The 25,701-nt window shown below is 67.7% G+C and carries 20 protein-coding genes and 1 pseudogene; 15 read left to right on the top strand and 6 right to left on the bottom strand.

The window, feature by feature from the left end; translation table 11 throughout:
- Positions 1–157: 157 nt before the first annotated feature.
- From FPZ11_RS19160 to FPZ11_RS03595, 3 genes are all read right to left on the bottom strand, one after another.
- On the bottom strand, positions 158–559 hold the full coding sequence (locus tag FPZ11_RS19160; protein ID WP_168203729.1) for a hypothetical protein: 402 nt from the start codon (positions 557–559) through the stop codon (positions 158–160).
- A 74-nt stretch (positions 560–633) separates the two neighbouring features.
- A complete protein-coding gene (locus FPZ11_RS03600) occupies positions 634–1,647 on the bottom strand; it encodes an LLM class flavin-dependent oxidoreductase (RefSeq protein WP_146318444.1) in 1,014 nt (337 codons plus the stop codon).
- Between the two features lie 9 nt (positions 1,648–1,656).
- Positions 1,657–2,844, bottom strand: coding sequence for a coiled-coil domain-containing protein (locus tag FPZ11_RS03595; RefSeq protein WP_146318441.1), 1,188 nt, complete (start codon positions 2,842–2,844; stop codon positions 1,657–1,659).
- 104 nt (positions 2,845–2,948) lie between these two features.
- Here FPZ11_RS03595 and FPZ11_RS03590 point away from each other — a divergent pair, with 104 nt between their 5' ends.
- Complete coding sequence (locus tag FPZ11_RS03590) at positions 2,949–4,403, top strand: MFS transporter (protein WP_246846511.1); 1,455 nt, start codon at positions 2,949–2,951, stop codon at positions 4,401–4,403.
- On the opposite strand, the gene FPZ11_RS03585 is transcribed toward FPZ11_RS03590, so the two are convergent.
- Positions 4,354–5,211 carry a UbiA family prenyltransferase gene (locus FPZ11_RS03585; protein WP_146318437.1) on the bottom strand — a complete coding sequence of 286 codons (858 nt, stop codon included), beginning with the start codon at positions 5,209–5,211 and terminating at the stop codon, positions 4,354–4,356. The genes FPZ11_RS03590 and FPZ11_RS03585 overlap by 50 nt on opposite strands.
- Before the next feature lie 107 nt (positions 5,212–5,318).
- Here FPZ11_RS03585 and FPZ11_RS03580 point away from each other — a divergent pair.
- The 5 genes and pseudogenes from FPZ11_RS03580 to FPZ11_RS03560 all read left to right on the top strand — a co-directional run bounded on the left by FPZ11_RS03580 (position 5,319) and on the right by FPZ11_RS03560 (position 11,713).
- Positions 5,319–6,325: pseudogene (locus FPZ11_RS03580) on the top strand (LacI family DNA-binding transcriptional regulator).
- Between the two features lie 267 nt (positions 6,326–6,592).
- Positions 6,593–8,269, top strand: coding sequence for a glycoside hydrolase family 13 protein (locus tag FPZ11_RS03575; protein ID WP_246846632.1), 1,677 nt, complete (start codon positions 6,593–6,595; stop codon positions 8,267–8,269).
- A 58-nt stretch (positions 8,270–8,327) separates the two neighbouring features.
- A complete protein-coding gene (locus FPZ11_RS03570) occupies positions 8,328–9,710 on the top strand; it encodes an extracellular solute-binding protein (protein WP_146318436.1) in 1,383 nt (460 codons plus the stop codon).
- A gap of 84 nt (positions 9,711–9,794) precedes the next feature.
- Entirely contained in the window at positions 9,795–10,748 is a 954-nt protein-coding gene (locus tag FPZ11_RS03565) for a carbohydrate ABC transporter permease (protein ID WP_210415942.1), read from the top strand.
- Positions 10,733–11,713 (top strand): carbohydrate ABC transporter permease, encoded by a 981-nt coding sequence (locus FPZ11_RS03560; RefSeq protein ID WP_146318434.1) that lies wholly within the window; start codon positions 10,733–10,735, stop codon positions 11,711–11,713. Before FPZ11_RS03565 ends, FPZ11_RS03560 begins: the two co-directional genes overlap by 16 nt.
- Before the next feature lie 6 nt (positions 11,714–11,719).
- Here the strand turns inward: FPZ11_RS03560 and FPZ11_RS03555 are convergent, their stop codons facing one another.
- Positions 11,720–12,790: a winged helix DNA-binding domain-containing protein gene (locus tag FPZ11_RS03555; protein WP_168203728.1), complete on the bottom strand. Its 1,071-nt coding sequence runs from the start codon at positions 12,788–12,790 to the stop codon at positions 11,720–11,722.
- Positions 12,791–12,847: 57 nt separating this feature from the next.
- A complete protein-coding gene (locus FPZ11_RS03550; RefSeq protein ID WP_246846510.1) occupies positions 12,848–13,900 on the bottom strand; it encodes an App1 family protein phosphatidate phosphatase in 1,053 nt (350 codons plus the stop codon).
- 144 nt (positions 13,901–14,044) lie between these two features.
- Here FPZ11_RS03550 and FPZ11_RS03545 point away from each other — a divergent pair, with 144 nt between their 5' ends.
- The 9 genes from FPZ11_RS03545 (at position 14,045) to FPZ11_RS03505 (ending at position 25,484) form a co-directional block, all read left to right on the top strand.
- Positions 14,045–14,692 (top strand): TetR family transcriptional regulator, encoded by a 648-nt coding sequence (locus FPZ11_RS03545; RefSeq protein ID WP_146318430.1) that lies wholly within the window; start codon positions 14,045–14,047, stop codon positions 14,690–14,692.
- Between the two features lie 197 nt (positions 14,693–14,889).
- Positions 14,890–15,771 (top strand): ABC transporter ATP-binding protein, encoded by an 882-nt coding sequence (locus FPZ11_RS03540; protein ID WP_146318428.1) that lies wholly within the window; start codon positions 14,890–14,892, stop codon positions 15,769–15,771.
- A complete protein-coding gene (locus FPZ11_RS03535; RefSeq protein WP_146318426.1) occupies positions 15,768–16,460 on the top strand; it encodes an ABC transporter permease in 693 nt (230 codons plus the stop codon). Before FPZ11_RS03540 ends, FPZ11_RS03535 begins: the two co-directional genes overlap by 4 nt.
- Positions 16,457–17,191, top strand: a complete 735-nt coding sequence (locus FPZ11_RS03530; RefSeq protein ID WP_146318424.1) for an ABC transporter permease — start codon at positions 16,457–16,459, stop codon at positions 17,189–17,191. The genes FPZ11_RS03535 and FPZ11_RS03530 overlap by 4 nt, the downstream gene beginning before the upstream one ends.
- Positions 17,192–17,216: 25 nt before the next feature.
- Positions 17,217–18,149 (top strand): ABC transporter substrate-binding protein, encoded by a 933-nt coding sequence (locus tag FPZ11_RS03525; protein WP_146318422.1) that lies wholly within the window; start codon positions 17,217–17,219, stop codon positions 18,147–18,149.
- 28 nt (positions 18,150–18,177) lie between these two features.
- Entirely contained in the window at positions 18,178–19,632 is a 1,455-nt protein-coding gene (pabB, locus tag FPZ11_RS03520) for an aminodeoxychorismate synthase component I (RefSeq protein WP_146318420.1), read from the top strand.
- Positions 19,633–19,750: 118 nt separating this feature from the next.
- On the top strand, positions 19,751–22,324 hold the full coding sequence (gene leuS / locus FPZ11_RS03515; RefSeq protein WP_146318418.1) for a leucine--tRNA ligase: 2,574 nt from the start codon (positions 19,751–19,753) through the stop codon (positions 22,322–22,324).
- A gap of 125 nt (positions 22,325–22,449) precedes the next feature.
- Positions 22,450–23,112: a helix-hairpin-helix domain-containing protein gene (locus FPZ11_RS03510; RefSeq protein ID WP_246846509.1), complete on the top strand. Its 663-nt coding sequence runs from the start codon at positions 22,450–22,452 to the stop codon at positions 23,110–23,112.
- Complete coding sequence (locus FPZ11_RS03505) at positions 23,112–25,484, top strand: ComEC/Rec2 family competence protein (RefSeq protein ID WP_146318416.1); 2,373 nt, start codon at positions 23,112–23,114, stop codon at positions 25,482–25,484. The genes FPZ11_RS03510 and FPZ11_RS03505 overlap by 1 nt, the downstream gene beginning before the upstream one ends.
- Positions 25,485–25,701: the final 217 nt, after the last annotated feature.

Below are 25,701 nucleotides of genomic sequence, written 5' to 3'. Positions count from 1 at the left end.
GAGCTTCGGCGTGCCCGCGCCGATTCCTTTGACACTGCCGAGGAGGTCTCCGTCGGGGGAGAGAAGATCACACACCCGGCCTGACGGTGTCCAGCGTTCCAGTCGGCTTCGCTCGGGGTGTACACGCTGTAGTCGAGCGAGGTGGTCGAGTAGACGCTCACGCCGACGTAGGAAGTGAAGATTCCGGAGCATGCGTTCTCGCTCGCCGCGATGACTCCGTCGTCCCCGGGTAGGCACCGGAGCCGACGACGGGCATCCCGAACAGCTCGGAGACGTGGGGGGCGGCGCATAGAACGACGGTGAACGTGGTGTCCTCGAATTCGTCGGATCCCGCAGGGGTGTCGAGACAGTCACCGACCTGCAGCGCGGCGAAGGCCGCGGACTGCGTCGGATTCGGCGTCGGCGTCGGGGAGGGGGTCGGCGTGATCGTCGCGGTCGCCGTCTGCGCAGTGGTCGTCGGGGCCGCGTGCGATGGCGCGCACCCCGTCAGCACGCCGAGAAGGGCCGCCGACACGAGCATCGTCGGAAGGGCGCGAACCGTGCGGCGGCGTGCTGACATGCGCACAGCGTACCGACCGCCACCCTTTGTGCCGCTGAGCGTCTGGCGAGCCGGGTGTCGGCGCCGCGCCCGCATCACCCGAGCGACGGTGCGATGTCCGTGACGATCGAGCCGAGGATGCGAGCGTTGAAGTCGACGCCGAGCTGATTGGGCACCGTCACGAGGATCGTGTCGGCATCGCGCACGGCGGCATCCTGCGCGAGCTCTCGCGCGATGACATCGGGCTCGCCGATGTAGCTGCGTCCGAACCGCGCCAGGTCGCCGCCGATGTAGCCGACCTGGTCACGAGCATCCGCTTGAGCACGGAGTCCGAAGTAGTGACGGGTCTGATCGTCGATGATCGGCAGGATGCTACGCGAGACCGACACGCGCGGCTCGCGCTGGTGCCCCGCCGCCGTCCACGCGGCACGGAAGACGGTGATCTGCTCGGCCTGCAGCTCGGCCAGGGGCACGCCGGTGTCCTCGGTGAGCAGTGTCGAGCTCATCAGGTTCATCCCCTGTTCGGCAGCCCATACGGACGTCGCCCTGCTGCCGGCGCCCCACCAGATGCGCTCGGACAGCGTCTCGGAACGCGGCTCGATCGGCAACGGCACGCGCTTGCCTGTGCTCAGCGGATCGGAGTACGCCACCCGGGCGCCGGCGATCGCGGCGCGGAACAGCTCGGTGTGGGCCCGGGCCATGTCGGCGTCCGTGCCGTCGTTCGCCGGCACATGGCCGAACGACTCGTAGCCGCGCTCCGCGGGCTCCGGCGACCCTCGACTGATGCCGAGTTGGAGCCGACCGCCGGAGATGAGATCGGCGGCCGCGGCGGACTCAGCCGCGTAGAGCGGGTTCTCGTAGCGCATGTCGATGACGGCCGTGCCGAGTTCGATGCGCGACGTACGGGCCGCCATGGCCGCGAGAAGCGGGAATGGCGACGCGAGCTGGGGTGCGAAGTGATGCACGCGCACGAAAGCACCGTGCGCTCCGACTTCTTCTGCGGCGACGGCGAGTTCGATCGTCTGGTTCAGCGCGTCGGCGGCGCTGCGCACGAGCGAGCCCGGCACGTCGGACCAGTGCCCGAAGGTGAGGAAACCGATGCGTTTCACCGTCGGCGCTCAGTACCAGTTCGGCGTGTGCGACATCTCGAACGTCCAGGCACTGCACGGCGAGCCGTAATTGGCGGAGATGTATGCGAGACCCCAACGGATCTGCGTGTCGCCGTTGGTCATGTAGTCGGCCCCCGCCGACGACATCTTCTCGGCTGGCCAGGACTGCGGAATACCGTATGCCGCGCTCGAGGAGTTGTACGCGTCCCACTGCCAGCCCGACTCGTGATTCCACAGGTCGACCAGGCACGAGAACTGGTCGGAGCCCCAGCCGTACGCGCCGATCGCGCTCTGCGCGTAGGCCTGAGCAGAGGCGGAGCTGCAGCCGCCCGTGCAGCTGCCCCCGATGGCGGCATTGCTGCCGCCATCGCCCTGCTGCGACGAGAGCGCATTCTGTCTCGCCTCGTCTCGCGCGACTCCCGCGTTGTGCTCGGCGAGAACCGCCGCCGCCTTCTTGTCGAGGGAGGCCGCTTGCGCCTGGAGGATCGCGCCTTGCTTCTGCTGAGTCGCCAGCGCCGCGTCTGCCGCAGCCTTGGCTGCTTGGGCCGCCTGGTATTTTGCGCTTGCGTCCTGTTCGAGCGACGTGCGGATGCTCTCGGCCTGCTTCGCCTGCGCCTGCAGGGAGGTGACCACGTTCTGCTTCTGCTTGGCGTAGGACTGCAGCTGGGCGATGTGATCGGTGAGCTGGCTGACTGCGCCCAGCTGATCGAGCAGGTTGCTGTCGTCGCCCTTGCTGCCCGACGTCTCGCTGAGCAGCAATTTGGCCGTCAGACTCCCGCCGCCGGAGATGTACAACTGCGAGGCGAGCTTGCCGTATTGCGTTTCCGCCTGCTTCGCGTCGTTCTGGGCTGTCGAGGCTTGCGTGTTGATGGAGTCGAGCTTCGCGGTCTGCGCATCGAGCGCGGCCTTCGCCACCGAATACTCGTATTGCTTCTTGAGCTCGTCGGCGGCTGCAACGGAGGCGGCCTGCTGCAGCTGTCCGATGAGGCCGGCGATCTTGGCGTACTCGGCCTTGGCCGTCGCGGCGTTCTTCTGGGCGGCCTGCACCTCGCCCCAGCTGGGATAGCTGTCGGCGTAGGCCGGAGCCGCCGTGGAGAGCGGGATCGCGACGGCCAGCGCAACGCCGAGCACCGTGAGGCGGAGGCGTCGAACGGTGCCGGCTGTCGGCTGCTTCGAACGTGCTCTGGGCGAAGTCACGCTCTCCACGATAGACAGACCTCGGGCGACCATCACCACCCGTGCCCGGCATGGCGCACCTTGATGAACTCTCAGCACCGTGCCAAGAGTGCTTCACTGGTGCGGTGACGTCTCTGCAACGCGCCGTGCTCACCGTGGCGGTGCTGGCATCCCTCGTCGCGTTCCTCGATGGCTCGGTCGTGAACGTGGCGCTGCCTGCGATCGAGCGCGAGCTCGGGGGCGGCCTGGTCTTGCAGCAGTGGGTCGTGGATGCCTATCTCATCACCCTCGGTGCGCTCATTCTGCTTGCTGGCTCGCTCTCCGACGCGTTCGGACGAAAGCGGATCCTGATGATCGGCCTGCTCGGATTCGGCCTGGCATCCGTCGCATGCGCGCTGGCGCCGGACGGTGTCTCGCTCGTCGTCTTCCGCGCGATCCAGGGTGTCGCGGGTGCACTTCTCGTGCCGAGCTCGCTGGCACTCATCATCCAGGTGTTCGATGAGAACGATCAGCCGAAGGCGATCGGCCGGTGGACGGCGTGGACGTCGGCCGCCATGCTCGCGGGACCACTGCTCGGCGGGCTGTTCGTCGACACGTTGTCGTGGCGGTGGGTGTTCGCGATCAACCCGCTGCCCATCGCGGTGACCATCGTCATCCTCTGGCGCGTGAAGCTGGAGGGCGAACATGCTCACGGCCACATCGACTACGCGGGGGCGGCGCTCGGTGCGCTGGGACTCGGCGGTGTCGTCTTCGCGCTCATCGAACAAGGCCAGGTGGGCTGGTCCGACCCTCTGGTCTGGGGGGTCGGCCTGGCGGGATGCCTGTGCCTCGCCGCGTTCGCGATCGTCGAGCTGCGGTCGGGACAGCCCATGCTGCCGTTCGGTCTCTTCCGCGTTCGCAATTTCGGCGTGGGCAATCTCGCCACGCTCGTGATCTACGCCGCGCTCTCACTCGGCACGCTGATCGTGGGCATCTACCTGCAGGAAGTGGCGGGATGGCCCGCGACGCTGGCCGGCCTGGCTCTGATTCCGTCGACGGTCGTGATGCTCGCGTTGTCCGGCCGGTTCGGTGCGCTCTCCGGCAAGTACGGGCCGCGCCTGTTCATGTCCGTCGGCCCCATCGTGGCGGCCGGTGGTTACGCGCTGATGCTGACGATGGGCACGCACGTCGACTACTGGCTGCAGGTGCTGCCCGGCATCCTGCTCTTCGGTCTCGGGCTCTCCATCACCGTCGCTCCGCTGACCGCGGCCATCCTCGGATCGATTCCGGCCGAGCACGCCGGTGTCGGCTCTGCCGTCAACAACGCGGTGTCGCGCATCGGCGGACTGGTCGCAGTGGCCTTCGCAGGAGTGATCATCGCAGGACCTCTCGGACAGCAGGGGCTGCGCCGGATCCTGCTGGTCTGCGTCATGCTGCTCGTGGCAGGGGGAGTCGTCTCGGCGATCGGCATCGTCAATCGCCGTCATCCCGACACTGCTGCCGCACGGCAAGCGCTTCCGACCTCGACGACAGGGCAGGTCGCGTCGATTCCTACAAGGACGGTCCCGACAGCACAGACCCGGCAGCGACGAGGGCGATGACCTCGAGCACCGCGCTGCCCATGATGAGCCGCATGAGCAATCGCGTGCGCACGCCACGCACCGTGAGGAGCGTGCCGAAGGCAGCGACCGATATGGTCACGGCTGCCGCGATGATCACCACGTAGGCCGGCCAGCCCTGAAGACCGTCGCCGACGGCGCCCCACCCGATGACCACCGCTGCGAGGCCGAGCAGCGCGAAGGAGACGAGACCGCCGACGCGGGGTCCGAGGAGGTGTCCCAGCCCGCGAACCCCGGTCGCGCTGTCCTCTTCGAGGTCGGGGAGCACGTTTGTGAAGTGGGCGGCGGCGCCGAACAGGCATCCGGCGACGGTGGCCCACCACGCCGGCCACCTGGGCTCGGGGTTCGCAAGCGTCACGATGGCCGGGAGCAGCCCGAAGCTCACCATGTAGGGGATGACCGACGCCGGCGTGCGCTTGAGCCACAGGTTGTAGCTCCAGGCACTGAGCAGTGCGACAGCGTGCGTGATCAGCGCGGCAGCGCCGAGCGGGACGGTGAGAAGAAGTGCGACGGCGAACGCGCTCAGTGCGGCGACCGCCACGGTTCTCCGGGAGATGAGCCCTTGCGCCACAGGCTTGTCCCGGCGCGCCACCGCCCGGTCGCGAGGCGCATCGACGGCGTCGTTGCACCAGCCGACCGAGAGCTGATCGCTGAGCAGAGCGCCACCCAGGAGGGCGAGCATCGGTGGAGGGGATCCGATCCCCACGCCGAGCAGCACGGCGACGGCGGTCACCACGAGAGCAGGGCCGGGGTGGCTCGCCATGGCGAGCGCCTTCACCGCCTTCGGCATGGAGACATCTAAGCGCATGGGCGCCGTGATCCGGGTGTCGCAGTAATTCGGGTCGGTGGATGTCTGGTTCTTGCGTTGAACTGCAATGCCTTGCGTATGATCGAGGCATGGCGAAACGGCTGGCCGAGGTGGCACGCAAAGTCGGAGTGAGCGAGGCGACGGTGAGTCGTGTGCTCAACGAGAAGCCCGGCGTGAGCGATGCCACGCGGCAGGCGGTGCTGACCGCACTGGACGTGTTGGGCTACGAACGTCCGACCAAGCTCAGGGGGAGCGTGCTCGGCTGGTCGGGCTCGTGCTCCCGGAACTCTCCAATCCGATCTTCCCGGCGTTCGCCGAGGTTGTCGGGGGTGCCCTTGCACAGAACGGCTATACGCCGGTGCTCTGCACACAGACCGCTGGCGGCGTCACCGAGGCCGACTACATCGACCTGCTCCTGCAGCAGCAGGTCTCGGGCGTCGTGTTCGCTGGAGGGCTCTACACGCAGGAGCTCGCCGCTCACGACCACTACGAGAAGCTGCGCGAAGTCGACCTCCCCACAGTGCTCGTGAGTGCGCCGATCGAGGGAATCGGCTTCCCGACCGTGTCGTGCGACGACGGGGTCGCCACGCAGCTCGCCGTGCGACACCTGCTCCAACTGGGGCACACGCGCATCGGGTTCGTGCTCGGCCCGCGCGACCACGTGCCGTCGGCGCGCAAGTACCAGGCGGCGAAGGACGAGCTGACCGGGGCATCCGTCGACTTCGACGATTCGCTCGTCGTACGTTCCCTGTACTCGCTCGAGGCCGGGCAGGCTGCAGCGGCCAAACTGCTGTCGACGGGGGTGACGGCCATCGTGTGCGCGAGCGACCCGCTGGCGCTCGGCGTCATCAGGGCCGTGCGGCGCGCGGGCCTCAGGGTGCCGCAGGATGTCTCGGTCGTCGGATACGACGACTCCGCGCTGATGGGATGCGTGGAGCCGCCGTTGACCACCGTTCGGCAGCCCATCGAGCCGATGGGGCGCATGGTGATGGAGCTGCTGACGGCGCAGATGATCGGAGAACGTCCGTCGATCGACGAGTTCCTGTTCGAACCGGAGCTCGTCGTGCGGGCATCCACGGGGCCGGTTGCGCACTGATCCTTCGCCCGCGTGGCGCGCAATGACACGCAAGAGTGCGCAAGCCAATTACTCTTTGTTTAGTTCTTGCGTCATTTTGTCGAGATAGCTACTTTTGGGTCAGCGCCGGGATCGAACCCCGAACAGACCGGCGATCGCACCCGTTTTCTCGGCACCGCCGCCTCGCTCGGCCGGCTGCCGCCGACCCTGGAAAGGCAGCTCTGCGTGGACGTCTCCTCCGTCGCCGATCGGCCAACGGCACGCCAGACCGATGTCGCGCCGCACGGCATCCCCGCCCGGCGCCCGACGCCGTCGAACGACGACCCGCTGTGGTGGCGCAGCGCGGCGATCTATCAGATCTACCCGCGCAGCTTCGCCGACGGCAACGGCGACGGCATCGGCGACCTGGCCGGTGTGCGCAGGCACCTCGGCTATCTGAAGGACCTCGGCGTTGACGCGATCTGGTTCACGCCCTGGTACGCGTCTCCGCTGGCGGACGGCGGCTATGACGTTGCCGACTACACATCGATCGATCCGAGATTCGGCACTCTGGAGGAGGCCGAGAGACTGATCCAGGATGCACTCGCTCTCGGAATCCGCACCATCATCGACGTGGTGCCGAACCACATCTCCGACCGGCATCCGTGGTTCCAGGCCGCTCTGGCGGCCGGACCCGGCTCGCCGGAGCGGGAACGGTTCTGGTTCCATGCGGGCAAGGGCGCCGACGGTGCCGAGATGCCCACTCGGTGGGAGTCGAACTTCTCGGGTGAGACCTGGACCCGGACGACGAATCCCGATGGAACGCCGGGGGAGTGGTATCTCCACCTGTTCACCCCGCAGCAGCCCGACCTGAACTGGAATCACCCCGACGTGCGCCGTATGCACGAGGACGTTCTGAGGTTCTGGTTCGATCGCGGCGTCGGCGGCGTGCGCATCGATTCCGCGGCGCTGCTGGTGAAGGACGACTCCCTGCCCGAGGTGCCTGCGACACCTGGCGCGGGCGAGCATCCCACGCAGGACAGAGACGAACTGCACGACATCTACCGCGGGTGGCGGGCGATCGCCGATTCCTATCCCGGCACCCGGGTGCTGGTCGGCGAGATCTGGCTGCCCGACATCGACAGGTTCGCGAAGTACCTGCGCGCCGACGAGCTTCACACTGCCTTCAACTTCGACTTCCTGGCGCGTCCGTGGGACGCTGCCGAGCTGCGCGAGTCGATCGACGCGACATTGGCGGCGCACGCTCCTGTGGACGCTCCGTCGACCTGGGTGCTCTCGAACCACGACGTGACGCGCCCCGTCACGCGCTACGGTCGCGCCGACTCGTCGTTCGCGTTCGCGAAGAAGCGTGCGGGAACGCCCACCGATCTGGCGGTCGGCACCCGACGTGCCCGTGCCGCGGCGCTGCTCACCGCGGCACTGCCCGGTGCGCTCTATATCTACCAGGGCGACGAGCTCGGACTGCCCGAGGCTGAGGAGATTCCGGAGGAACTTCTCGAAGACCCGATGCACTTCCGCTCAGGGGGCGTCGATCCGGGGCGCGATGGATGCCGCGTGCCCCTGCCCTGGAGCGGAACGGCGTCACCGTTCGGGTTCAGCCCCGACGGCGCGAGGGCCACTCCGTGGCTGCCCCAGCCCGCGGAGTGGGCGTCGCTCACGGTGCAGGCACAGCAGGCCGACCCCTCGTCGATGCTCTGGCTCTACCGGCAGGCGCTGCGGATGCGCCGCACGCTGAACCGGGCATCCGACACCGGATTCGCCTGGCGCGATCTCGGTGCGGGCCTGCTCGCCTTCGAACGCGGCAGCGAGTTCCTGAGCATCACGAACCTGTCCGCGCACGGCATCGAATTGCCCGAGAACGGCGGAATCCTCCTCTCCAGCAGCCCGCTCGACGGCGGTCTGCTGCCTCCAGACTCCACGGCATGGCTACGAACACAGCACGTACCGCCGGAGATCCGTGCCTGAGCACCGAGCACGGAACAACGTGAAACACCCCACCGAACACCTTCGAAAGGACAAGACAATGAAGTCACCAGGAAAGATCGCGGCCGTCGCGGTCGCGGCCCTGGTCGGCGTGGGCATCCTCAGCGGATGCTCGTCGAGCAGCGGCGGCTCCGACGACGGGACCGTCAATCTCGTGGTCGCACCGGTGCTGCCCGGCGCCACCGCCGACGCCCTGAGCGCCCTGCACAAGCGGGTCGAGCAGTTCGAGAAGAAGTACCCGAAGATCAAGGTCAAAGCCATCGAGTACCAGTGGACGAGCACGACCTTCGCGGCCGAACTTGCGGGCGGCACGCTGCCCGACGTGTTCAACGTTCCGTTCACCGACTCGAAGACGCTCGCCAACAACGGTCAGCTCGCCGACATCACCAAGCCCTTCGATCAGACGTCGACGGCGAAGAAGTGGAACAAGAACGTTCTCGACGTCGCGACGGGCAACAACGGTCACATCTACGGCATCCCGTGGGGTCCGTACGCGATGGCCCTGTCGTACAACCGTGACATCTTCAAGCAGGCCGGCCTCGATCCCGACAAGCCGCCGACGACTCTCGACGAGATCGAGCAGGACGCGAAGATCATCTCGCAGAAGGTGCCTGGCGTCGCCGGCTACATGCAGATGACCAGCGGCGGCACCGGCGGGTGGGAGCTGGCCACCGCGGTTCAGGCGCTCGGCGGACGGCTGGAGAAGGTCGGTTCCGACGGAAAGGTGACCGTCGACACGGACAACGCGACGACCAAGCAGGCTCTTGCCTGGCTGAAGAAGCTGCGCTGGGACGACAACGCCATGGGCAGCAACTTCCTCTGGGACTGGGCCGGCATCAACCAGGGCTTCGCGTCCGGCAAGATCGCGATGTACATGAGCGGCTCCGACGTGGTCGGCTCGCTCATGCAGACGAACGGCTTCGATCAGAACAAGTACGGCGTCACGACCTTCCCGCTGTCGAGCGATTCGAACGCCGGAATCCTCTCCGGCGGCAACGTGGATGTCGTCAACGTGAAGGATTCGCCCGCCCAGGTCGCTGCCGCGGTGAAGTGGATCGACTTCTACCGCACGCAGCCGACCGTGGACAAGACGGCGGCGGTGAACAACGCGAAGACGCTCGCGAAGGGCAAGCAGGCCGTGAACGCCCCGACTCTGCCGGTGTTCGACAAGGCGACCTGGGAACAGAACCAGGAGTGGATCAAGCCGTACGACAACATTCCGGTCGCGAACCTGAAGCCGTTCACCGACGGCATCTTCGACCAGAAGATCGTGCCGGAGCCCCCGGCGCACACCCAGGATCTCTACGCGGCCCTCGATCCGGTGGTGCAGGCGGTCCTGACCAACAAGAACGCCGACGTCGACACGTTGCTGAAGGGTGTGGATACCAAGATCCAGGCCATGATCGACGCGGACAGCAAGTAGCAGCATCGAACAGGAACGCAGCCGGGTCGTCGGCCGAATCGGTCGGCGACCCGGCGGTGCGCCGCCACATGAGAGCAATCACCGATGACCGTTGAGAGCGCAGTCACACCGACAAGCGCACGTCCCGAACGCCCGAAGCGCCGCCACAATCCCCTCACCTGGGTGCAGCGCGGCGGGCTCACCACCCTTCTCTTTCTTCTGCCGCTGCTGATCATCTTCGGCGTCTTCTCGTGGACTCCGATCGTCGAAGCCGTGGTCATGAGCTTTCAGAAGACCAACCTCGTCGCGCCGGCGGTCTTCGTCGGCTGGGACAACTTCGTGGCGGTGTTCCAAGACCCGGTGTTCTGGACCGCCGTGCGCAACACCGCCTACTTCGCCGTGCTGGCCCTGCTGTTCGGGTATCCGATTCCACTCGTGGCCGCCGTGCTGATGAGCGAAGTGAAACGCATGAAGGGCTTCTACAGCGTGCTGGCCTATCTGCCGGTGGTGATCCCGCCGGTGGTCTCGGTGCTGCTATGGAAGATCTTCTACGATGCCAGCGCCGACGGCGTGTTCAACACCATCCTCGGCTGGGTGGGCATCCCGCCGCAGCCCTGGATCCAGGATGCCGCGACAGCGATGCCATCACTGGTGCTCGAAGCCACGTGGGCCGGTGCGGGCGGCACGATCATCATCTATCTCGCCGCACTGACGTCGGTGTCGCCCGACCTCTACGACGCCGCGGAGGTCGATGGGGCCTCGATCTGGGGCAAGATCTGGCACGTGACGCTGCCGCAGCTGCGGGGCATCCTCTTCATCACGCTCATCCTGCAGATCATCGCCACGGCGCAGGTGTTCCTGCAGCCCTTCCTCTTCACCAGCGGTGGACCGGTCAACTCGACGACCACGATTCTGCTGCTGATCTACCAGTACGCCTTCACTCAGTCGCTGGGCGGCGCGTACGGCCAGGCGACCGCACTCAGCCTCATGCTCGCCGTGTTCCTGGCCATCCTGTCCATCGTGTATTTCCGCGTCACCTCGAGATGGAGCGACAATTGACGACCACAGCGCCCTCCGAACTCTCGTTGTCTGACACCACGGAACTCAAGGCAGCGCCGCGCACGAAGCTCAAAGCCGTCTCGGATGCCGCAGATCGGGGCATCCTGTCGGCCGCCGACTGGCGACGTCCGCATGTCAGGATCGTGGGCACCACCTTCAACGTGGTGCTCGGGATCCTGCTTGTCGTGATCGGCCTGCTTCCCCTGCTGTGGCTGTTGAAGTCAGCGGTCACCCCGACACAGGACACGCTCTCCCACCCGCTCGCGCTGTTCCCGAACGGCTTCGCCTGGTCGAACATCGCCAAGGCGTGGAACGACGTGCAGATCGGAAACTACTTCTTCAACACCATCTGGATGGCCGTCGGCGAGTGGGCGGTGCAGATGCTCGTGGCGACCACCGGCGGATTCGCACTCTCGGTGCTCAAGCCGAGATACGGCAAGATCATCAGCGGCCTCGTGCTCGCGACGCTCTTCGTGCCCGCCGTCGTGCTCCTCGTTCCGCTCTATCTCACGGTGCTGCATCCTCCGCTCATCGGGCACTCGCTGATCAACACGTTCTGGGCGGTGTGGCTGCCGGCGGGCGCGAGTGCGTTCAACGTGCTGCTCGTGATGCGGTTCTTCGACAGCCTCCCTCGGGAGGTGTTCGAGGCGGCGAAGACCGACGGCGCCGGCACGTTCCGGCTGTTCTGGTCGGTCGTGCTGCCGATGTCGAAGCCGATCCTCGGCGTCGTGTCGGTCTTCGCGATCAACGCGGCGTGGGCGGATTTCCTGTGGCCGAACCTCGTGCTGACCGACATCGGCATCCAGCCGCTGTCGGTGCGGTTGCCGCAGATCCAGTCGTCGACCGATCTCGGGGTGTACCTCGCCGCGCTCACGATCGCGACGCTCATCCCGGTCGTGATCTTCTTGATCTTCCAGCGCACGTTCCTGCGCGGCGGTGGCCTGGGCGGCGCCGTCAAGGGCTGAACGGCGTCACGCGACGGAGAGACCGAAGAACCGGGCGACCTGCGTCGCGCTCGATGCGAATCGACGCTGTTCGGATGCCGTCAGCCCGGTGAACGGCTCGCTCGCCACCGTGAGTTCCCCGCCGGCGAGCGTGTACGACCATGTCCCGGCGACGGCACCGTCGCTGAGGATCGTGGGCAGGAAGACGCCGTTGCCGCTGGGGGAGACCCGGGGTGCGAACTCGGGGGCGAGCACGTGCGAACGGTCGCGGTAGCCGAGCACGTACTCGTCCCAGGCAGGCACGGACCGGAGAGTGCGGCGATCGTCGTCAGTCGTGTCGTCCGTCGATGACGCCGTGATCAGCAGCGGCTCATCGTCGTGATCGTTCCAGCGTTCGATCTCGGAGCCGGCGACCAGCAGCGCACGACGGGCGTCGGTGAGCGTGAGGCCCGACCACCACGCGAAGTCGCGCACCGTGGCAGGTCCGTGGCCCGCGAGATACGTCGTGATGAATCGGCCAAGCGCCTCGTCGCGATCGAGGTCCGCGGCCGGCGACACCGTGACGAGAAGCGGCTGTCGTCCGCGCATCGGTCCCCACGCCACGAGGCCCCGAAGAGCCGCATCGCGGATGTAGCGATAGGCCTGCTCGTCCCCGACGTCGATGCCCGCCGCGACGAGAGCGTCGACCGCCTCGGCTCGAGTGGCGGGACCGCCGTCGACGACTCGACGGTGGATGATCTCTGCGGCGCGGTCGAAGTCCGAACCCTCGATGCCTCGCCGGCGTGCTTCATGCGCCACGGCGGCGCGCTGTCGTGCTGCAGTGAGGCCGAGCATCCACGGCAGATCGGGCGTTGCGACGACATGGAGTGTTCCGCGCATGGTCCAGGACCGGAGCGCGAGCCCGTCGTCGAAGAGTCGCTCGACGTCCCCGATCGTGGAGTCTCGCGCTCGCACGCCGATGGCCAGCAGAGCAGACGCCCTGTTCTGCGCCTGGAGAGCGCCGAGCCGTTGCACCACGTCAAGGGCCGTGCCGGCTTGCGGCGCGAGCAGCTGCGATCGGAGCCTCCGACGACGCAGATCGATCTCGGTGCGCGGCATGGGCATCCTTTCGTTCGAGCCTCGATCATCGCAGGCACGGCCGACGGCGCCTCGGGATCAGGCGCGAATGCCCACCGCCACCAGCTGCGCGAGCAGATCGGCCCCGTCGGCGCCGTAGACCCACGGGACACCGCTCGTCTGACTGTGCTTCTCGGCCTTGGAACGTCCGCCGGCGAGCACGGACTCCGTCGTCGACAGCTGTCGGATGGCGACGGCGGCCACGTTCTGCGGGTGGGCCTGCGCGAAGCGCGCGTAGATCTCCTCGTCATGCTGGCCGTCGTCTCCGACGAGGAGCCACTTCACCGAGGGGAACTCGCGGGCGAGCCGGCGCAGGCTCTGCTCCTTGTGCTCGACGCCGCTGCGGAACAGCCTGTCGTGCGTCGGGCCCCAGTCGGTCAGCAGGAGCGCACCGGGCGGGAAGAGGTTGCGCTCGAGGAACCGTGTCACCGCTGGTGCAACGTTCCACGCGCCTGTCGACAGATAGAGCACGGGGGAGTCCGGATGCGACGACGCGAGTCGTTCGAGCAGCACCGCCATCCCCGGCGTGGGAACGCGGGCGTGCTCGTCGAGAACGAACGTGTTCCAGGCCGCGAGCAGCGGCCGCGGCAGCGCGGTGACCATCACCGTGTCGTCGACATCGGAGAGGATGCCGAAGGTCACGTCGTCGCCGATGATCTGCACGGGTGAGGAGGCGACCTGCCCGCTGCGCCCTGCCCGCAACGACACCCAGTGGATGCCCGGCTCGAGTCGCACGGGAATGACCTCGTCGACGACGCCCCCGCGATCCGGATGCACCGTGTGCGTCGTGCCGTCCACCTCGACGATCACATCGGAGGCGCTGTACGGCACGCTCACGAAGCTTCGCCAGCCCCGCACGCTCTCTTCGCGCTTGCGATTGGTGCGCTCTGCGCGCGACCCGGGGCGGGGATCCTTGGCCAGCACCACCCGGCCGAGCACGCGGATCCACTCGGTCGTGCCGTAGCACGGATAAGAGAGGACCGTGGGCAGATAGCCGCGCCTGAGCGCCCGACGTGCGCGCAGAGCGTGGAAGGCGTCCTCGATGCGCGCAGCGCGATGCATGCGCTGCTCGGTGCGGGGACGTCGGGCCATCGGTACAGTCTTTCACGGGCCGGCGATGACGAAGAAGCACGACGGACGCCCTGGGAATCCGAAGTTCTGTCGACTACCGTCGGTTTCGATGCGCGTGATCGATCTGTGCGCATCGACGGGCACGGGAGAAGGAGCTGACTGCAGATGATCGAAGAGATTCTGATCGGACGACAGGACGCGTCGAACCCCGGATCGCTGCGGGTGGAGCCCGCGCAGGAGCGCAGCGTCGCACGCATCGATGCCCTTCTCGACGCGGCGGCCGTCGTCGTCGACGACGTGGGATTCGACAGGCTGACAACGGCGCACGTCGCCGATGTCAGCGGGGCGTCCATCGGCACCGTGTATCGGTACTTCCCCGACCGCATCGCGCTCCTCAACGCGCTTCGCGACCGGGCGGTGCTGCGCTACCGCCTCGCGGCGGCGGACGAATTGGAACGCAGTCCCCGCGCCACCTGGCAGGAGGCGATCGACGCCCTCGCGTCGACGTTCGCGACCATGTTCCGCACGGAACCGGGATTCCGCATCATGCGGTTCGAAGACGTACGCGGAGTGGACGAAGACTCCCCGGTCGTCGATCATGTTCACGAGTTCGCGGAGCGGGTCGCAGGCATTCTCGTCGCCAGTTACGGCTTCGCGCAGAGCGACGAGCTGATCTTCCGGCTCGACATCGCCAGCCAGATGGCCGAGACGCTGATCGAGCGCGCCTACCTGCGCGAGGCCGACGGAGACGAACGGATGCTCGCGGAGGCCGGCGTCGTGGCCGTCGCCTACCTCGAGCGCTACTACGGCTGAGCAGCTCCCTGCATGCGCTCGCCAGCGCGTGCGCGGCGTCGGTTACGGCGTGTTTCCTGAGCATCTGCGTGGATGTCGGGGGTCTGCGACATAGTTGATGACGGACCACCCACCCGCCGAGTCGCACTTTCGCTCGCGGGAGCCGCCATCCGCCGCACGACCTCCCGGTCGTCTTCCGCAGGAATGAGCCAGCCACGATGATCGAGTTCCGATCGGTGACCAAGCAGTTCCCCGACGGCACAGTCGCCGTGCGCGACTTCAGCCTGGTCATGCCCTCCCGCAAGATCACGGTGCTGGTGGGCTCCTCAGGCAGCGGCAAGACCACCATCCTCCGCATGATCAATCGCATGGTCGATCCGACGAGCGGGTCCATCGAGATCGATGGCGAGAACGTCTCGGTGCTCGATCCTGTTCGGTTGCGGCGCAGCATCGGCTACGTCATGCAGAACTCCGGCCTTCTGCCGCACCGCAAGGTGGCGGACAACATCGCGACCGTGCCCTTGCTGCGCGGTACGAAGCGCAGGGATGCCCGCGCCCGCGCGCTGGAACTCATGGACACCGTCGGGCTCGACCGATCGCTGGCCGACAGGTACCCGAGCCAGCTCTCCGGCGGACAGCAACAGCGTGTCGGGGTCGCGCGCGGACTCGCCGTCGACCCCAACATCCTGCTGATGGACGAGCCGTTCGGGGCCGTCGACCCGCTCGTGCGCGCCGAGCTCCAGCACGAGTTGGTGAGACTGCAGCACGAGCTCGGCAAGACCGTCGTCTTCGTCACTCACGACATCGACGAGGCCTTTCTGCTGGGCGATCAGGTGGTCATCTTCAAGCCGGGAGGCATCGTCGCGCAGGTCGGCACGCCCGAGCAGATCCTCGCGGCACCGGCCGACGAGTTCGTCTCGCGGTTCGTCGGCGCCGACCGGGGCAAGCGATCCCTGCACGTCCGCTCCGAGAACGGACGCGAGATCGTCGTCGATGCCGACGGCCGGCCTGCTGGCGTGCTCGACGGCGGCGACCACGATGAGGCCGAGACGCGTGAAACCGTCTCGGGTGCTTCGGCGCAGGGTGATCAGCCGCGGTGAGCTGGCTGATCGATAACTTCGGTCAGGTGTGGAGCCTGACCGTGGACCACGTCGTGTATTCGGCGATTCCGATCATCCTCGGATTCGTCATCGCCGTGCCGATCGGCTGGCTCACCAACCGCTATCGGCTGAGCAGGGCGACGGTGCTCACCATCGTGGGGCTGCTGTACACGGTGCCATCGCTGCCGCTGATCATCGTGCTGCCGACGCTGCTCGGCACGCGCATCCTCGATCCGGTCAACATCGTGGTCGCCCTCACCATCTACGCGGTGGCGATCATGGTGCGCACGGCGTCGGATGCCTTCGCCTCCGTCGACGTAGACGTGCTGCTCTCCGCCACCGCCGTCGGGTTCTCCACCTGGCGCAGATTCTGGGGCGTCGAACTGCCCCTGGCCGGGCCTGTGCTGTTGTCAGGCGTGCGTGTCGTCTCCGTGAGCACGATCAGCCTGTTGACGGTGGGCGCCGTGATGGGGATCCCGAACCTCGGCTATCTGTTCCTCGACGGTTTACAACGCAACTTCCCCTTGGAGATCGTGGTCGGCATTGTGGGCACGATCCTGATCGCGGTCATTTTCGACGCCGTCCTCGCGTTGCTCGGCCGCCTCCTTCTGCCGTGGACGAGGGGGCGCAAACAGAGGCGCCGTGCGACGGTCACCGATCCCGAACTGGAAGTGGTGGGGGCGTCATGACCGCGTGGTACCAGACGTTCGCGTGGCTCGCGGATCCTGCCAACTGGGCAGGGCCGGGCGGAATACCGGCGCGTCTGGGCGAACACGTGGTCTACTCGCTTGTCACGCTCATCGTGGCGGTGGCCATCGCGGTGCCCATCGGTGTGATCATCGGGCACACGGGCAAGGGCCGGGCGGTGGCCGTGCAGCTTTCCGGTGCGCTGCGCGCGCTGCCGACGCTCGGCGTGGTTCTTCTGCTCGCACTCTGGCTCGGAACAGGGCTCGGTCCGCCCTTGGTCGCTTTGGTGGTCCTGGCGCTGCCGCCGCTGCTCGCCGGCGCCTATGCGGGAGTCAGCGCCGTCGACAGACAGACGATCGATGCCGCCCGCGGCATCGGGATGACCGAGACGCAGGTGCTGTTCAAGGTCGAGCTGCCTTTGGCCATGCCGATCATCATCGGTGGCATACGCTCAGGAGCGCTTCAGGTGATCGCCACGTGGACGGTGGCGGCGTACCTGCCGGTCGGGGGGCTCGGGCGGTTCATCTACGACGGCTACGCCGTTCAGAATTACGCGGAGATGCTCGGGGCATCCGTGCTCGTCATCGTTCTCGCGCTCGTCGCGGACGGGGTCTTCGCCCTGATCCAGCGACTCGTCGTGCCGCGCGGAGTCGTCGTCGGGCGTGCGTCCGACGTGCGCGTGCGGTCGTCCAAGAGGCTCGCAACGACCTCGCAATCCACCACAGCAGGCTGAGGCCCCCAGAAGAAAGCGAAGCACCATGTCACTGAAAACACGCGGTATCGCACTCGCGGCCGTCGCGGCGGTCAGCGCTCTCGCCCTCGCCGGTTGCTCGTCGGGCAACCCTCTCGACTCCTCGACCACGTCTTCGGCGAAGTCGGGAGGATCGATCGTCGTCGGCTCGGCGAACTTTCCCGAGTCCGAGATCATCGCGCAGATCTACACGCAGGCCCTGCAGGACAACGGGGTCAACGCGAGCATCAAGCCCAACATCGGTGCCCGCGAGGTGTACCTCAAGGCGCTGCAGGACGGTTCGATCGACCTCGTGCCGGAGTATTCGGGCAGCCTGTTGCAGTACTACAACCCCAAGAGCCCCGCGCAGTCGAGCGACGACGTGTACGCCGCGCTCAGTGACGCGTTGCCCAAGGGCTTCGAGGTGCTGAATCAGTCGAAGGCCGAAGACAAAGACTCCTACAACGTCACCAAGGCGTTCTCCGAGAAGTGGGGAGTGACGAGCCTCGCCGATCTCACCAAGGTGACGACGCCGCTGACGGTCGGCGCCAACCCGGAGTTCGCAGAGCGTCCCTACGGCATCAAGGGCCTGAAGTCGGCTTACGGGGTGACGGCCACGCTCGATCCGATCAGCGACGGTGGCGGCCCGCTCACGGTGAAGGCTCTGCAGGACGGCACCGTGCAGCTCGCCGACATCTACACGACGAGCTCGGCGATCAAGGACAACGGCTTCGTCACGCTGAAGGATCCGAAGAACATCATCATCGCGGAGAACGTGGTGCCGATCATCAACGACAAGAAGGTCACCGTCAAGGTGAAGAACGTGCTGAACGCCGTGTCCGCTGCGCTCACCACCGACGACCTCGTCACGATGAACGACAAGAGCTCGGGCTCCGCGAAGGAGTCGGCCGCACAGATCGCCAAGGAGTGGCTGGCGCAGGAAAACCTGTTCACCAAGTAGTGTGCAGCGGCGCATCGGTCCTGCCGACATGAGTCCCGGTGCCGACGGCCGCGAGTCAGAGCCGCTCCCGGCGCGTGACGCGACAGCGTTCCCGCGCCGGGAGCGGCTCGGTCTGCGCATCGACCCTGAGCGCGTGTTCGAGCTTCTTCTCGCGGGGGAGCGGCACGCCTTCTGGCTCGATGCGGGCATCCGTGCCGAGACCGGGCGAAGCCTGCTCGGCGCCGCATCTCCGGTACGACCGAGTTACCTGATGCACGGGGATCAGCTGTGGACGTTGCGCGGCGCGACTCCGGTTCCGTGCGACGGCGAGCTCACGGACGTGCTCCGCCGCTGGCGGCTCGCCACGGTCCCCTCTGCGCCAGAGGATGACCCGGCCGATACGTCGCCGCTCGGCTGGGTGGGCTGGTTCGGCTACGAGTTCGGCGCGCGGCGGCTTGGGATCGAGGCCGAGGCATCCGCGTATCCGGACGCCGTCATGCTGGCCGCCGACCGCGTGATCGCGATCGACCACCACACGAATGAGACCTCGCTCTGGTTCGTCGACGACGCCGACGGCCGCGAGTGGGCGGCGAACACGTCGGCGGCGCTGAGGGCCGCGGCCGACGAACCGACTCCGCATGTCGTCGGCGTGGACGCGGGTGCCCGACGTGGGACGGGACCGGTACGGTGGCGGCACTCGGACGGGGAGTACCTGAGCATGATCGCGGCCTGCCAGGACTCGATCCGCGCCGGCGACGCCTACCTGCTGTGCCTCACGAACACGGCGACGGTCGCGACCTCTGCCGAGCCGCTCGAGGTCTACCGAGCCCTGAGGCGGGCGTCGCGAGCCCGCCATGGCGCCTACCTGCGTGCCGGCGACGTCACGGTGCTCAGCGCCTCGCCGGAGCTGTTCCTGAACATCGCCGGTGGGGTCGCCGTCACACGCCCCGTCAAGGGGACCCGCCCTCGCGGGGCGCTGCCTGCCGATGATGCACGGCTGAGGGCGCAGCTCGCCGAGGACGAGAAGGAGCGTGCGGAGAACCTGATGATCGTCGACCTCATGCGCAACGACCTGGGTCGGGTCGCTCGCGTCGGCGGCGTGTCCGTCACCGAGCTGCTCACCGTCGAGACGCATGCGCACGTGCACCAGCTGGTGAGCACGGTGCGCGCTGAGCTCGCCGACGGGCTCGACGTGCTCGACGTGCTCGGGGCATCCTTTCCGGCCGGTTCGATGACGGGGGCACCGAAGCTCAGCGCGATGAGCGTGCTGCATGAGCTCGAGCGCGGGCCTCGCGGCGTGTACAGCGGATGCCTGGGCAGGCTCGGCCTCGACGGCACCGCGGAACTCGCCATGGTGATCCGCACGATCGTGATGTGCGACGGGGAGGCGACGATCGGTTCCGGCGGAGGAATCACCGCACTGTCGGTTCCGGACCAGGAGCTGGCGGAGGTCAAGCTGAAGGCCGCGGCCCTGCTGCACGCGCTCGGCGTCACGAGCGACTGAAGACGCCACGTCGATCGACGGAAACCTGGACGACACGAGCGGGTAATCTTGGAGAGCCCCTTTTTCCGTGCGGACGCCGGGGTCCGCACATCCTCCCCGCACAGAGATTGAGAGCGACGTGCCACATCCCGACGAGCGAGAGGCGTCAGACGCCCGCTACGACTTCGCCGCCATCCAGGCGAAGTGGCTTCCGGTGTGGGAGGAGCTGCAGCCGTTCCGCACCGATGCGCCAGGCGACAAGCGCCCGCGCAAGTACGTGCTCGACATGTTCCCCTACCCGTCAGGCGACCTGCACATGGGTCATGCGGAAGCCTTCGGGTTCGGCGACATCGTCGCGCGCTACTGGCGTCAGCAGGGCTTCAATGTGCTGCACCCGATCGGCTGGGACTCGTTCGGCCTGCCGGCCGAGAACGCCGCGATCAAGCGAGGCATCGACCCGCGCGGCTGGACGTACGACAACATCGCGCAGCAGAAGCGCAGCTTCAGGCTCTACGCGCCGTCGTTCGACTGGAGCCGCGAGCTGCACACCAGCGACCCCGAGTACTACAAGTGGAACCAGTGGCTGTTCCTCAAGCTGTACGAGAAGGGGCTGGCGTATCGCAAGGCAGGCACGGTCAACTGGTGCCCCAACGACCAGACCGTGCTCGCCAACGAGCAGGTCGTCGACGGCCGGTGCGAGCGCTGCGGCTTCCTGGTCGAGAAGAAGAAGCTGACCCAGTGGTATTTCCGGGTCACGGACTACGGCGACCGACTGCTCGACGACCTGAATCAGCTCGAGGGCGCGTGGCCCCCGCGCGTGCTGACGATGCAGCGCAACTGGATCGGGCGATCCGTCGGCGCCGACGTCGAGTTCGCCATCGAGGGGCGCGACGAGCCGATCTCGATCTACACGACGCGGCCCGACACGCTCTACGGCGCGACCTTCATGGTCGTCGCACCCGATTCCGACCTCGCCGCGGAGCTGGTCGCCGACGCGGATCCCGCCGTGCGGGAGCGCTTCGACGACTATCTCAAGCAGACACAGGCGACCACAGATATCGAGCGGTTGAGCAGCGACCGCGAGAAGACCGGCGTCTTCCTCGACAGGTACGCGGTCAATCCGCTCAATGGGGAGCGCATCCCGATCTGGGCTGCCGACTACGTGCTGGCCGACTACGGGCACGGCGCGATCATGGCCGTTCCCGCGCACGATCAGCGCGACCTCGACTTCGCCCGCGCTTTCGGACTTCCCGTTCGCGTGGTCGTCGACACGAATGCCCCGGTGACGGGCGCGATCCCGATCATCCCGACCGATCCCGAGACGGGAGAGGCCGTGCTGCCCGACGACCTGCCGCCGCTCGACCCCGCAGAGACGGGTGTCGCGCTCACCGGCGACGGCCGACTCATCAACTCGGGTCCCTTCAACGGTCTCAGCAAGAACAACGCCATCCATCGCGTCATCGAGGCGTTGGATGCCGCTTCGATCGGCCGCGCATCCCGCAACTTCCGCCTGCGCGACTGGCTCATCTCGCGCCAGCGGTACTGGGGCACCCCGATCCCGATCATTCACTGCGAGACGTGCGGCGAGGTCCCGGTTCCCGAGGACCAGCTCCCGGTTCGCCTGCCCGATGCGGAGGGCCTCGACCTCAAGCCCAAGGGGACCAGCCCCTTGGGCGCCGCCACCGAGTGGGCGACCGTGGACTGCCCGAAGTGCGGCGGCGCTGCGACGCGCGACAGCGACACGATGGACACGTTCGTCGACAGCTCCTGGTATTACCTGCGGTATCTCTCCGCCAACGACGACACGCAGGCCTTCGACCCGGCAGAGGTCGAGAAGTGGGCGCCCGTCGACCAGTACGTCGGCGGAGTCGAGCACGCCATTCTCCACCTGCTCTATTCGCGCTTCATCACCAAGGTGCTCTTCGACCTCGGCTACGTGTCCTTCACCGAACCCTTCACGTCTCTGCTCAACCAGGGACAGGTCATCCTCAACGGGGCGGCCATGAGCAAGTCGAAGGGCAACCTCGTGGAGTTCGCCGACGAGCTGCGTCAACACGGTGCGGACGCGCTGCGCGTCACGCTCGCGTTCGCCGGCCCGCCGGAAGACGACATCGACTGGGCCGACGTGTCGGCAGCAGGAAGCGCGAAGTTCCTCGCGCGTGCCTGGCGAGTCGCGCACGACGTGACCAGCTCGCCCGACGTGGAATGGAAGACGGGAGACACCGCACTTCGCCGCGTCACACACCGTCTGCTGGCCGACGCTCCTGGACTCATCGAGTCGTACAAGTTCAACGTGGTCGTCGCTCGCCTGATGGAGCTGGTCAACGCCACCCGCAAGGTCATCGACTCGGGTGCCGGACCGCAGGATGCGGCGGTGCGCGAGGCCGCCGAGACCGTTACGCTCGTGCTCAACCTGTTCGCCCCGTACACGGCAGAAGACATGTGGCAGGCGCTCGGCTACGAGCCGACCGTCGCAGCCCAGACCTGGCGCAAGGCCGACCCGAGCCTGCTCGTCGAGGACTCGGTGACGGCCATCGTGCAGGTCGACGGCAAGGTGCGCGACCGCTTCGAAGTCTCACCGCACGTCGGCGCGGACGAGCTCGAGGCGCTGGCTCGGGCATCAGAACCGGTCCACCGTGCACTCGGTGCTCGTGAGATCGCTGCCGTGATCGTGCGCGCACCGCGGCTGGTGAACATCGCGACCAAGAAGTGACGTGACGGAGGTCGGGTCGTCGGTCAACCGCGACTCGGCCTCCACAGCCGTGCTCGGTCACGGACTTCTGCACTCCCGTCCGTTCTCGGGCGAGGGGAGCGTTCCCGCGCCGTAGCGTCGCGGGAGTGGATGCCGACGACCCCTTCGACCAGCTCGCACCGCGTTCGCGAACCGTCCCGCGCCGGGTGATGCTGCGCGTCGGTGTAGGCGCCGCGGTGTTGCTGCTGATCGGCGCTTTCGCCATCGCCGTGCTCGTCGGAATGCTGTCTCCGCACGGCGAGAGTTCCGATGTGCCTGCGGTCACGATCACCTCTGCGGCATCGGTCACCGCCACTCCGACGGTGGCCGCCGTGCTCTACGTGCACGTGCTGGGAGCCGTCACGCATCCGGGGCTCTACACACTGCCGACGGGATCGCGGGTCGTGGATGCCGTGGGTGCCGCAGGCGGCATGACCCATGACGCCGACCAGTCGGGGGTCAACCTCGCGCGTCAGCTCAGTGACGGCGAACAGTTGATCGTGCCGCACGTGGGCGAGACGGTGACCTCGCCCGTGGGAAGCGCGAACGGCGCTGCAGGAGCAGGTGGGATCGCCGGCGGCAAGGTGAACCTCAACACGGCGACGGAGACCGAGCTGGAGACCCTGCCTCGGGTGGGCCCGGCGATGGCCGCGAAGATCCTCGACTGGCGAACGCAGAACGGCCGTTTCACCTCGGTGGAAGACCTCATGAACATCAGCGGCGTCGGGCAGAAGACGTTCGACGCTCTCAAAGACCAGGTGACCGTCTGATGATCGATCTGCGGCTCGCCGTGCCCGCGCTGGCTGCCTGGGTCGGCGCGGCGGCGGCCATCGCGCTCTCTCACGGCTGGTGGTTCGCCATCGCCCTGTGGGCGGGGGCGATCGCGGCCGCCGCACTCGCCGTCGTCCTCGGCACGCGCGTCGCACGGGCCGCGAGCGCCGCTCCGGCCCGGCGATGGGCCGCGACCGCGGCGGCTGCATGCGTGGCCGCCGCGGCAGCCGCGCTGGTCGCGACGTCGGCGGCAGCGGCCATGCCCGGCAGGCATCCGGATGCAGTCGGCGAGCTTGCGCATCACATGGTGACGGTTCGCGCCGAGGCCACGTCTCTGCCGCAGGTCGCAGCGGGGAGTGCGACCAGGGACGCGGGCACGAGATTCACGGCGACGGTCCGCTCGGTGGCTGCGGGCTCCGCTCACGAGTCGGTGAGCATGCCCGTTCTCGTGTTCGTGCCCAAGGGCACGACGGTGAGCATCGGCGACGCGATCGAGGTGAAGGGCACGCTGACGCTGCTTCCGTCGTCGTCCGAGACGGCTGCTCTGGTGTACGCCTCGGCGCTGCCGCGTGTGGTCGGATCGCCGCCGGCCTTCTTAAGAGCGGCGAACGCCATACGATCCCGCTTCTCGACTCAGGCGGCGAAGTTGCCTGGCGACGGAGGAGCTCTTCTGCCGGGACTGGCCATCGGCGATGTCCACGGACTTCCGGCGTCCCTGTCCGCCGACATGAAACAGGCGAGCCTGACGCACTTGACGGCGGTCTCCGGCGCGAACTGTGCCGTGGTCGTCTCGCTGGTCGGTGCGGCGGCCGGAGCGATCGGGCTCGGCAGGGGCGGCCGAGCGGTGGCGTCTTTGACGGCACTGCTCGGTTTCGTGGTGCTCGTGACCCCGCAGCCCAGCGTGCTGCGCGCCGCCGTGATGGCGACGGTCGTCGTCATCGGCGGCTGGGGCGGCCGTGGTGCTCGTGCCGTTCCGGCGCTGTCGCTCGCTGTCGTCGGCCTGCTGGCCGTTGACCCGTGGCTCGCCGTCGATTACGGCTTCGCCCTGTCCGTGCTCGCGACGGGAGCGCTGCTGCTGCTCGCGCCGCCGCTGGCGGCGCGGCTCGGCGTCTGGATGCCCGCGCGCGTCGCCGCCGTGCTCGCCGTGCCGATCGCTGCTCAGGTCGCCTGTCAGCCCGTACTCCTCATGCTGAACCCCACGGTGCCCGTGTACGGAGTCCTCGCCAATCTCGCGGCGGAACCGGCAGCACCGATCGCCACGGTGCTGGGGCTTCTCTCCTGCCTCGTGCTGCCGTTCTGGGGCGCAGCCGGATCGTTCTTGGCTCATCTCGCATGGCTGCCTTCCGCATGGATCGCCGAGGTCGCCCGGGTCGCGGCCGCCCTGCCCGGCAGCGGGATGGCATGGTTGGGCGGTGTGGTCGGCCTCGTGCTGATGCTGGTGGTGACCGTGGCGATCGTGCTCGTCGTGGTGCGGCCCGTCACTCGCTCAGCACGTGTCGCACGCGTCGTTGCACTCATCTCGAGCGCTGCCGTCGTGGCGTGGTCACTCGCCGGGGTGGTCGGTGCGCAGGTGGCGGAGGCCGCATCGAGACCGACCGACTGGTCCATCGCCGCGTGCGACATCGGGCAGGGCGACGCACTCGTGATCGCGAGCCGGGGCATCCACGCTCTCGTCGACACCGGCCCCGACCCCGCCCGGCTGACGACCTGCCTGGATGCGCTCGGCGTGCATCGCATCGACCTGCTCGTGCTGACGCACTACGACCTGGATCATGTCGGAGGCACGGCCGCGGTCGTCGGCAAGGTCGGCATGGCGTTGGTCGGGCCTGAGACGGATGTTCGCGGCGAACGACTCGATGACCAACTCGCGAAAGGCGGCGCCAGCGTGCATCACGCTCAGACGGGCGACCGGGGGCGACTCGGCGCGATGTCGTGGCGAGTGCTGTGGCCGGACTCCGACCCCAAGGGAATGGAACCCGGCAACGAGCAGAGTGTCACCGTGCTGTTCAGCGGCAGCGGACTGAACACACTCTTCCTGGGCGACCTCGACGAGCGGGCCCAGGATGCGCTGCTGGCGACCGGTCGCGTGCCTCAGGTCGACGTGGTGAAGGTCGCCCATCACGGGTCGCGCGATCAGTCAGAAGCCCTGTATCAGCACCTCCACGCACGGGTGGGACTCATCTCGTGCGGAGCCGGCAACGACTACGGGCATCCCACCTCGACGGCTCTCGGAATCCTCGCCCGCAGCGGAACAGCGGTGATGCGCACCGATGTCGAAGGCATGCTGATGGTCGCGGCCGACGGGAGCGGCGGCCTGCGCACGTGGACCGCACGGCATGGGAGCCCGGCGCAGCTCGCCAGACCGGGATGAGCTGCCGCGGCCGGCGCCTGGGCACGTCGGGCCGCACGGTCGGTGGCAGGCCATAGGCTGGTTCGGCCCGGACGGACGACGGCTGTCGTGCCGGGCGCAGAGCAGAAGGAAGCGTGGAGCGATGCCGGCGAGGAACACGGGGGCACGGACCTCGGGGGGAGTGCGTCCGGCGCGCGCGCCGGCGGCCGCACCGCGACCGCGCAGCGTGGCGCGTCGA

Origin of the sequence: Humibacter ginsenosidimutans, from assembly GCF_007859675.1 — a bacterium.
Lineage (GTDB): Bacteria > Actinomycetota > Actinomycetes > Actinomycetales > Microbacteriaceae > Humibacter > Humibacter ginsenosidimutans.
Note: the sequence above shows the minus strand (reverse complement) of the source record. Positions and strands in the feature narration are given on the sequence as shown.

Excerpts from the sequence above, each read along its gene's own strand:
- FPZ11_RS19160 (WP_168203729.1), bottom strand. The coding sequence starts at position 559 with ATGTCAGCACGCCGCCGCACGGTTCGCGCCCTTCCGACGATGCTCGTG.
- FPZ11_RS03555 (WP_168203728.1), bottom strand. The coding sequence starts at position 12,790 with ATGCCGCGCACCGAGATCGATCTGCGTCGTCGGAGGCTCCGATCGCAG.
- FPZ11_RS03545 (WP_146318430.1), top strand. The coding sequence starts at position 14,045 with ATGATCGAAGAGATTCTGATCGGACGACAGGACGCGTCGAACCCCGGA.
- FPZ11_RS03540 (WP_146318428.1), top strand. The coding sequence starts at position 14,890 with ATGATCGAGTTCCGATCGGTGACCAAGCAGTTCCCCGACGGCACAGTC.
- FPZ11_RS03525 (WP_146318422.1), top strand. The coding sequence starts at position 17,217 with ATGTCACTGAAAACACGCGGTATCGCACTCGCGGCCGTCGCGGCGGTC.
- FPZ11_RS03565 (WP_210415942.1), top strand. The coding sequence starts at position 9,795 with ATGACCGTTGAGAGCGCAGTCACACCGACAAGCGCACGTCCCGAACGC.
- FPZ11_RS03570 (WP_146318436.1), top strand. The coding sequence starts at position 8,328 with ATGAAGTCACCAGGAAAGATCGCGGCCGTCGCGGTCGCGGCCCTGGTC.
- FPZ11_RS03550 (WP_246846510.1), bottom strand. The coding sequence starts at position 13,900 with ATGGCCCGACGTCCCCGCACCGAGCAGCGCATGCATCGCGCTGCGCGC.
- pabB (WP_146318420.1), top strand. The coding sequence starts at position 18,178 with ATGAGTCCCGGTGCCGACGGCCGCGAGTCAGAGCCGCTCCCGGCGCGT.
- FPZ11_RS03585 (WP_146318437.1), bottom strand. The coding sequence starts at position 5,211 with ATGCCGAAGGCGGTGAAGGCGCTCGCCATGGCGAGCCACCCCGGCCCT.
- FPZ11_RS03560 (WP_146318434.1), top strand. The coding sequence starts at position 10,733 with ATGGAGCGACAATTGACGACCACAGCGCCCTCCGAACTCTCGTTGTCT.
- FPZ11_RS03505 (WP_146318416.1), top strand. The coding sequence starts at position 23,112 with ATGATCGATCTGCGGCTCGCCGTGCCCGCGCTGGCTGCCTGGGTCGGC.
- FPZ11_RS03530 (WP_146318424.1), top strand. The coding sequence starts at position 16,457 with ATGACCGCGTGGTACCAGACGTTCGCGTGGCTCGCGGATCCTGCCAAC.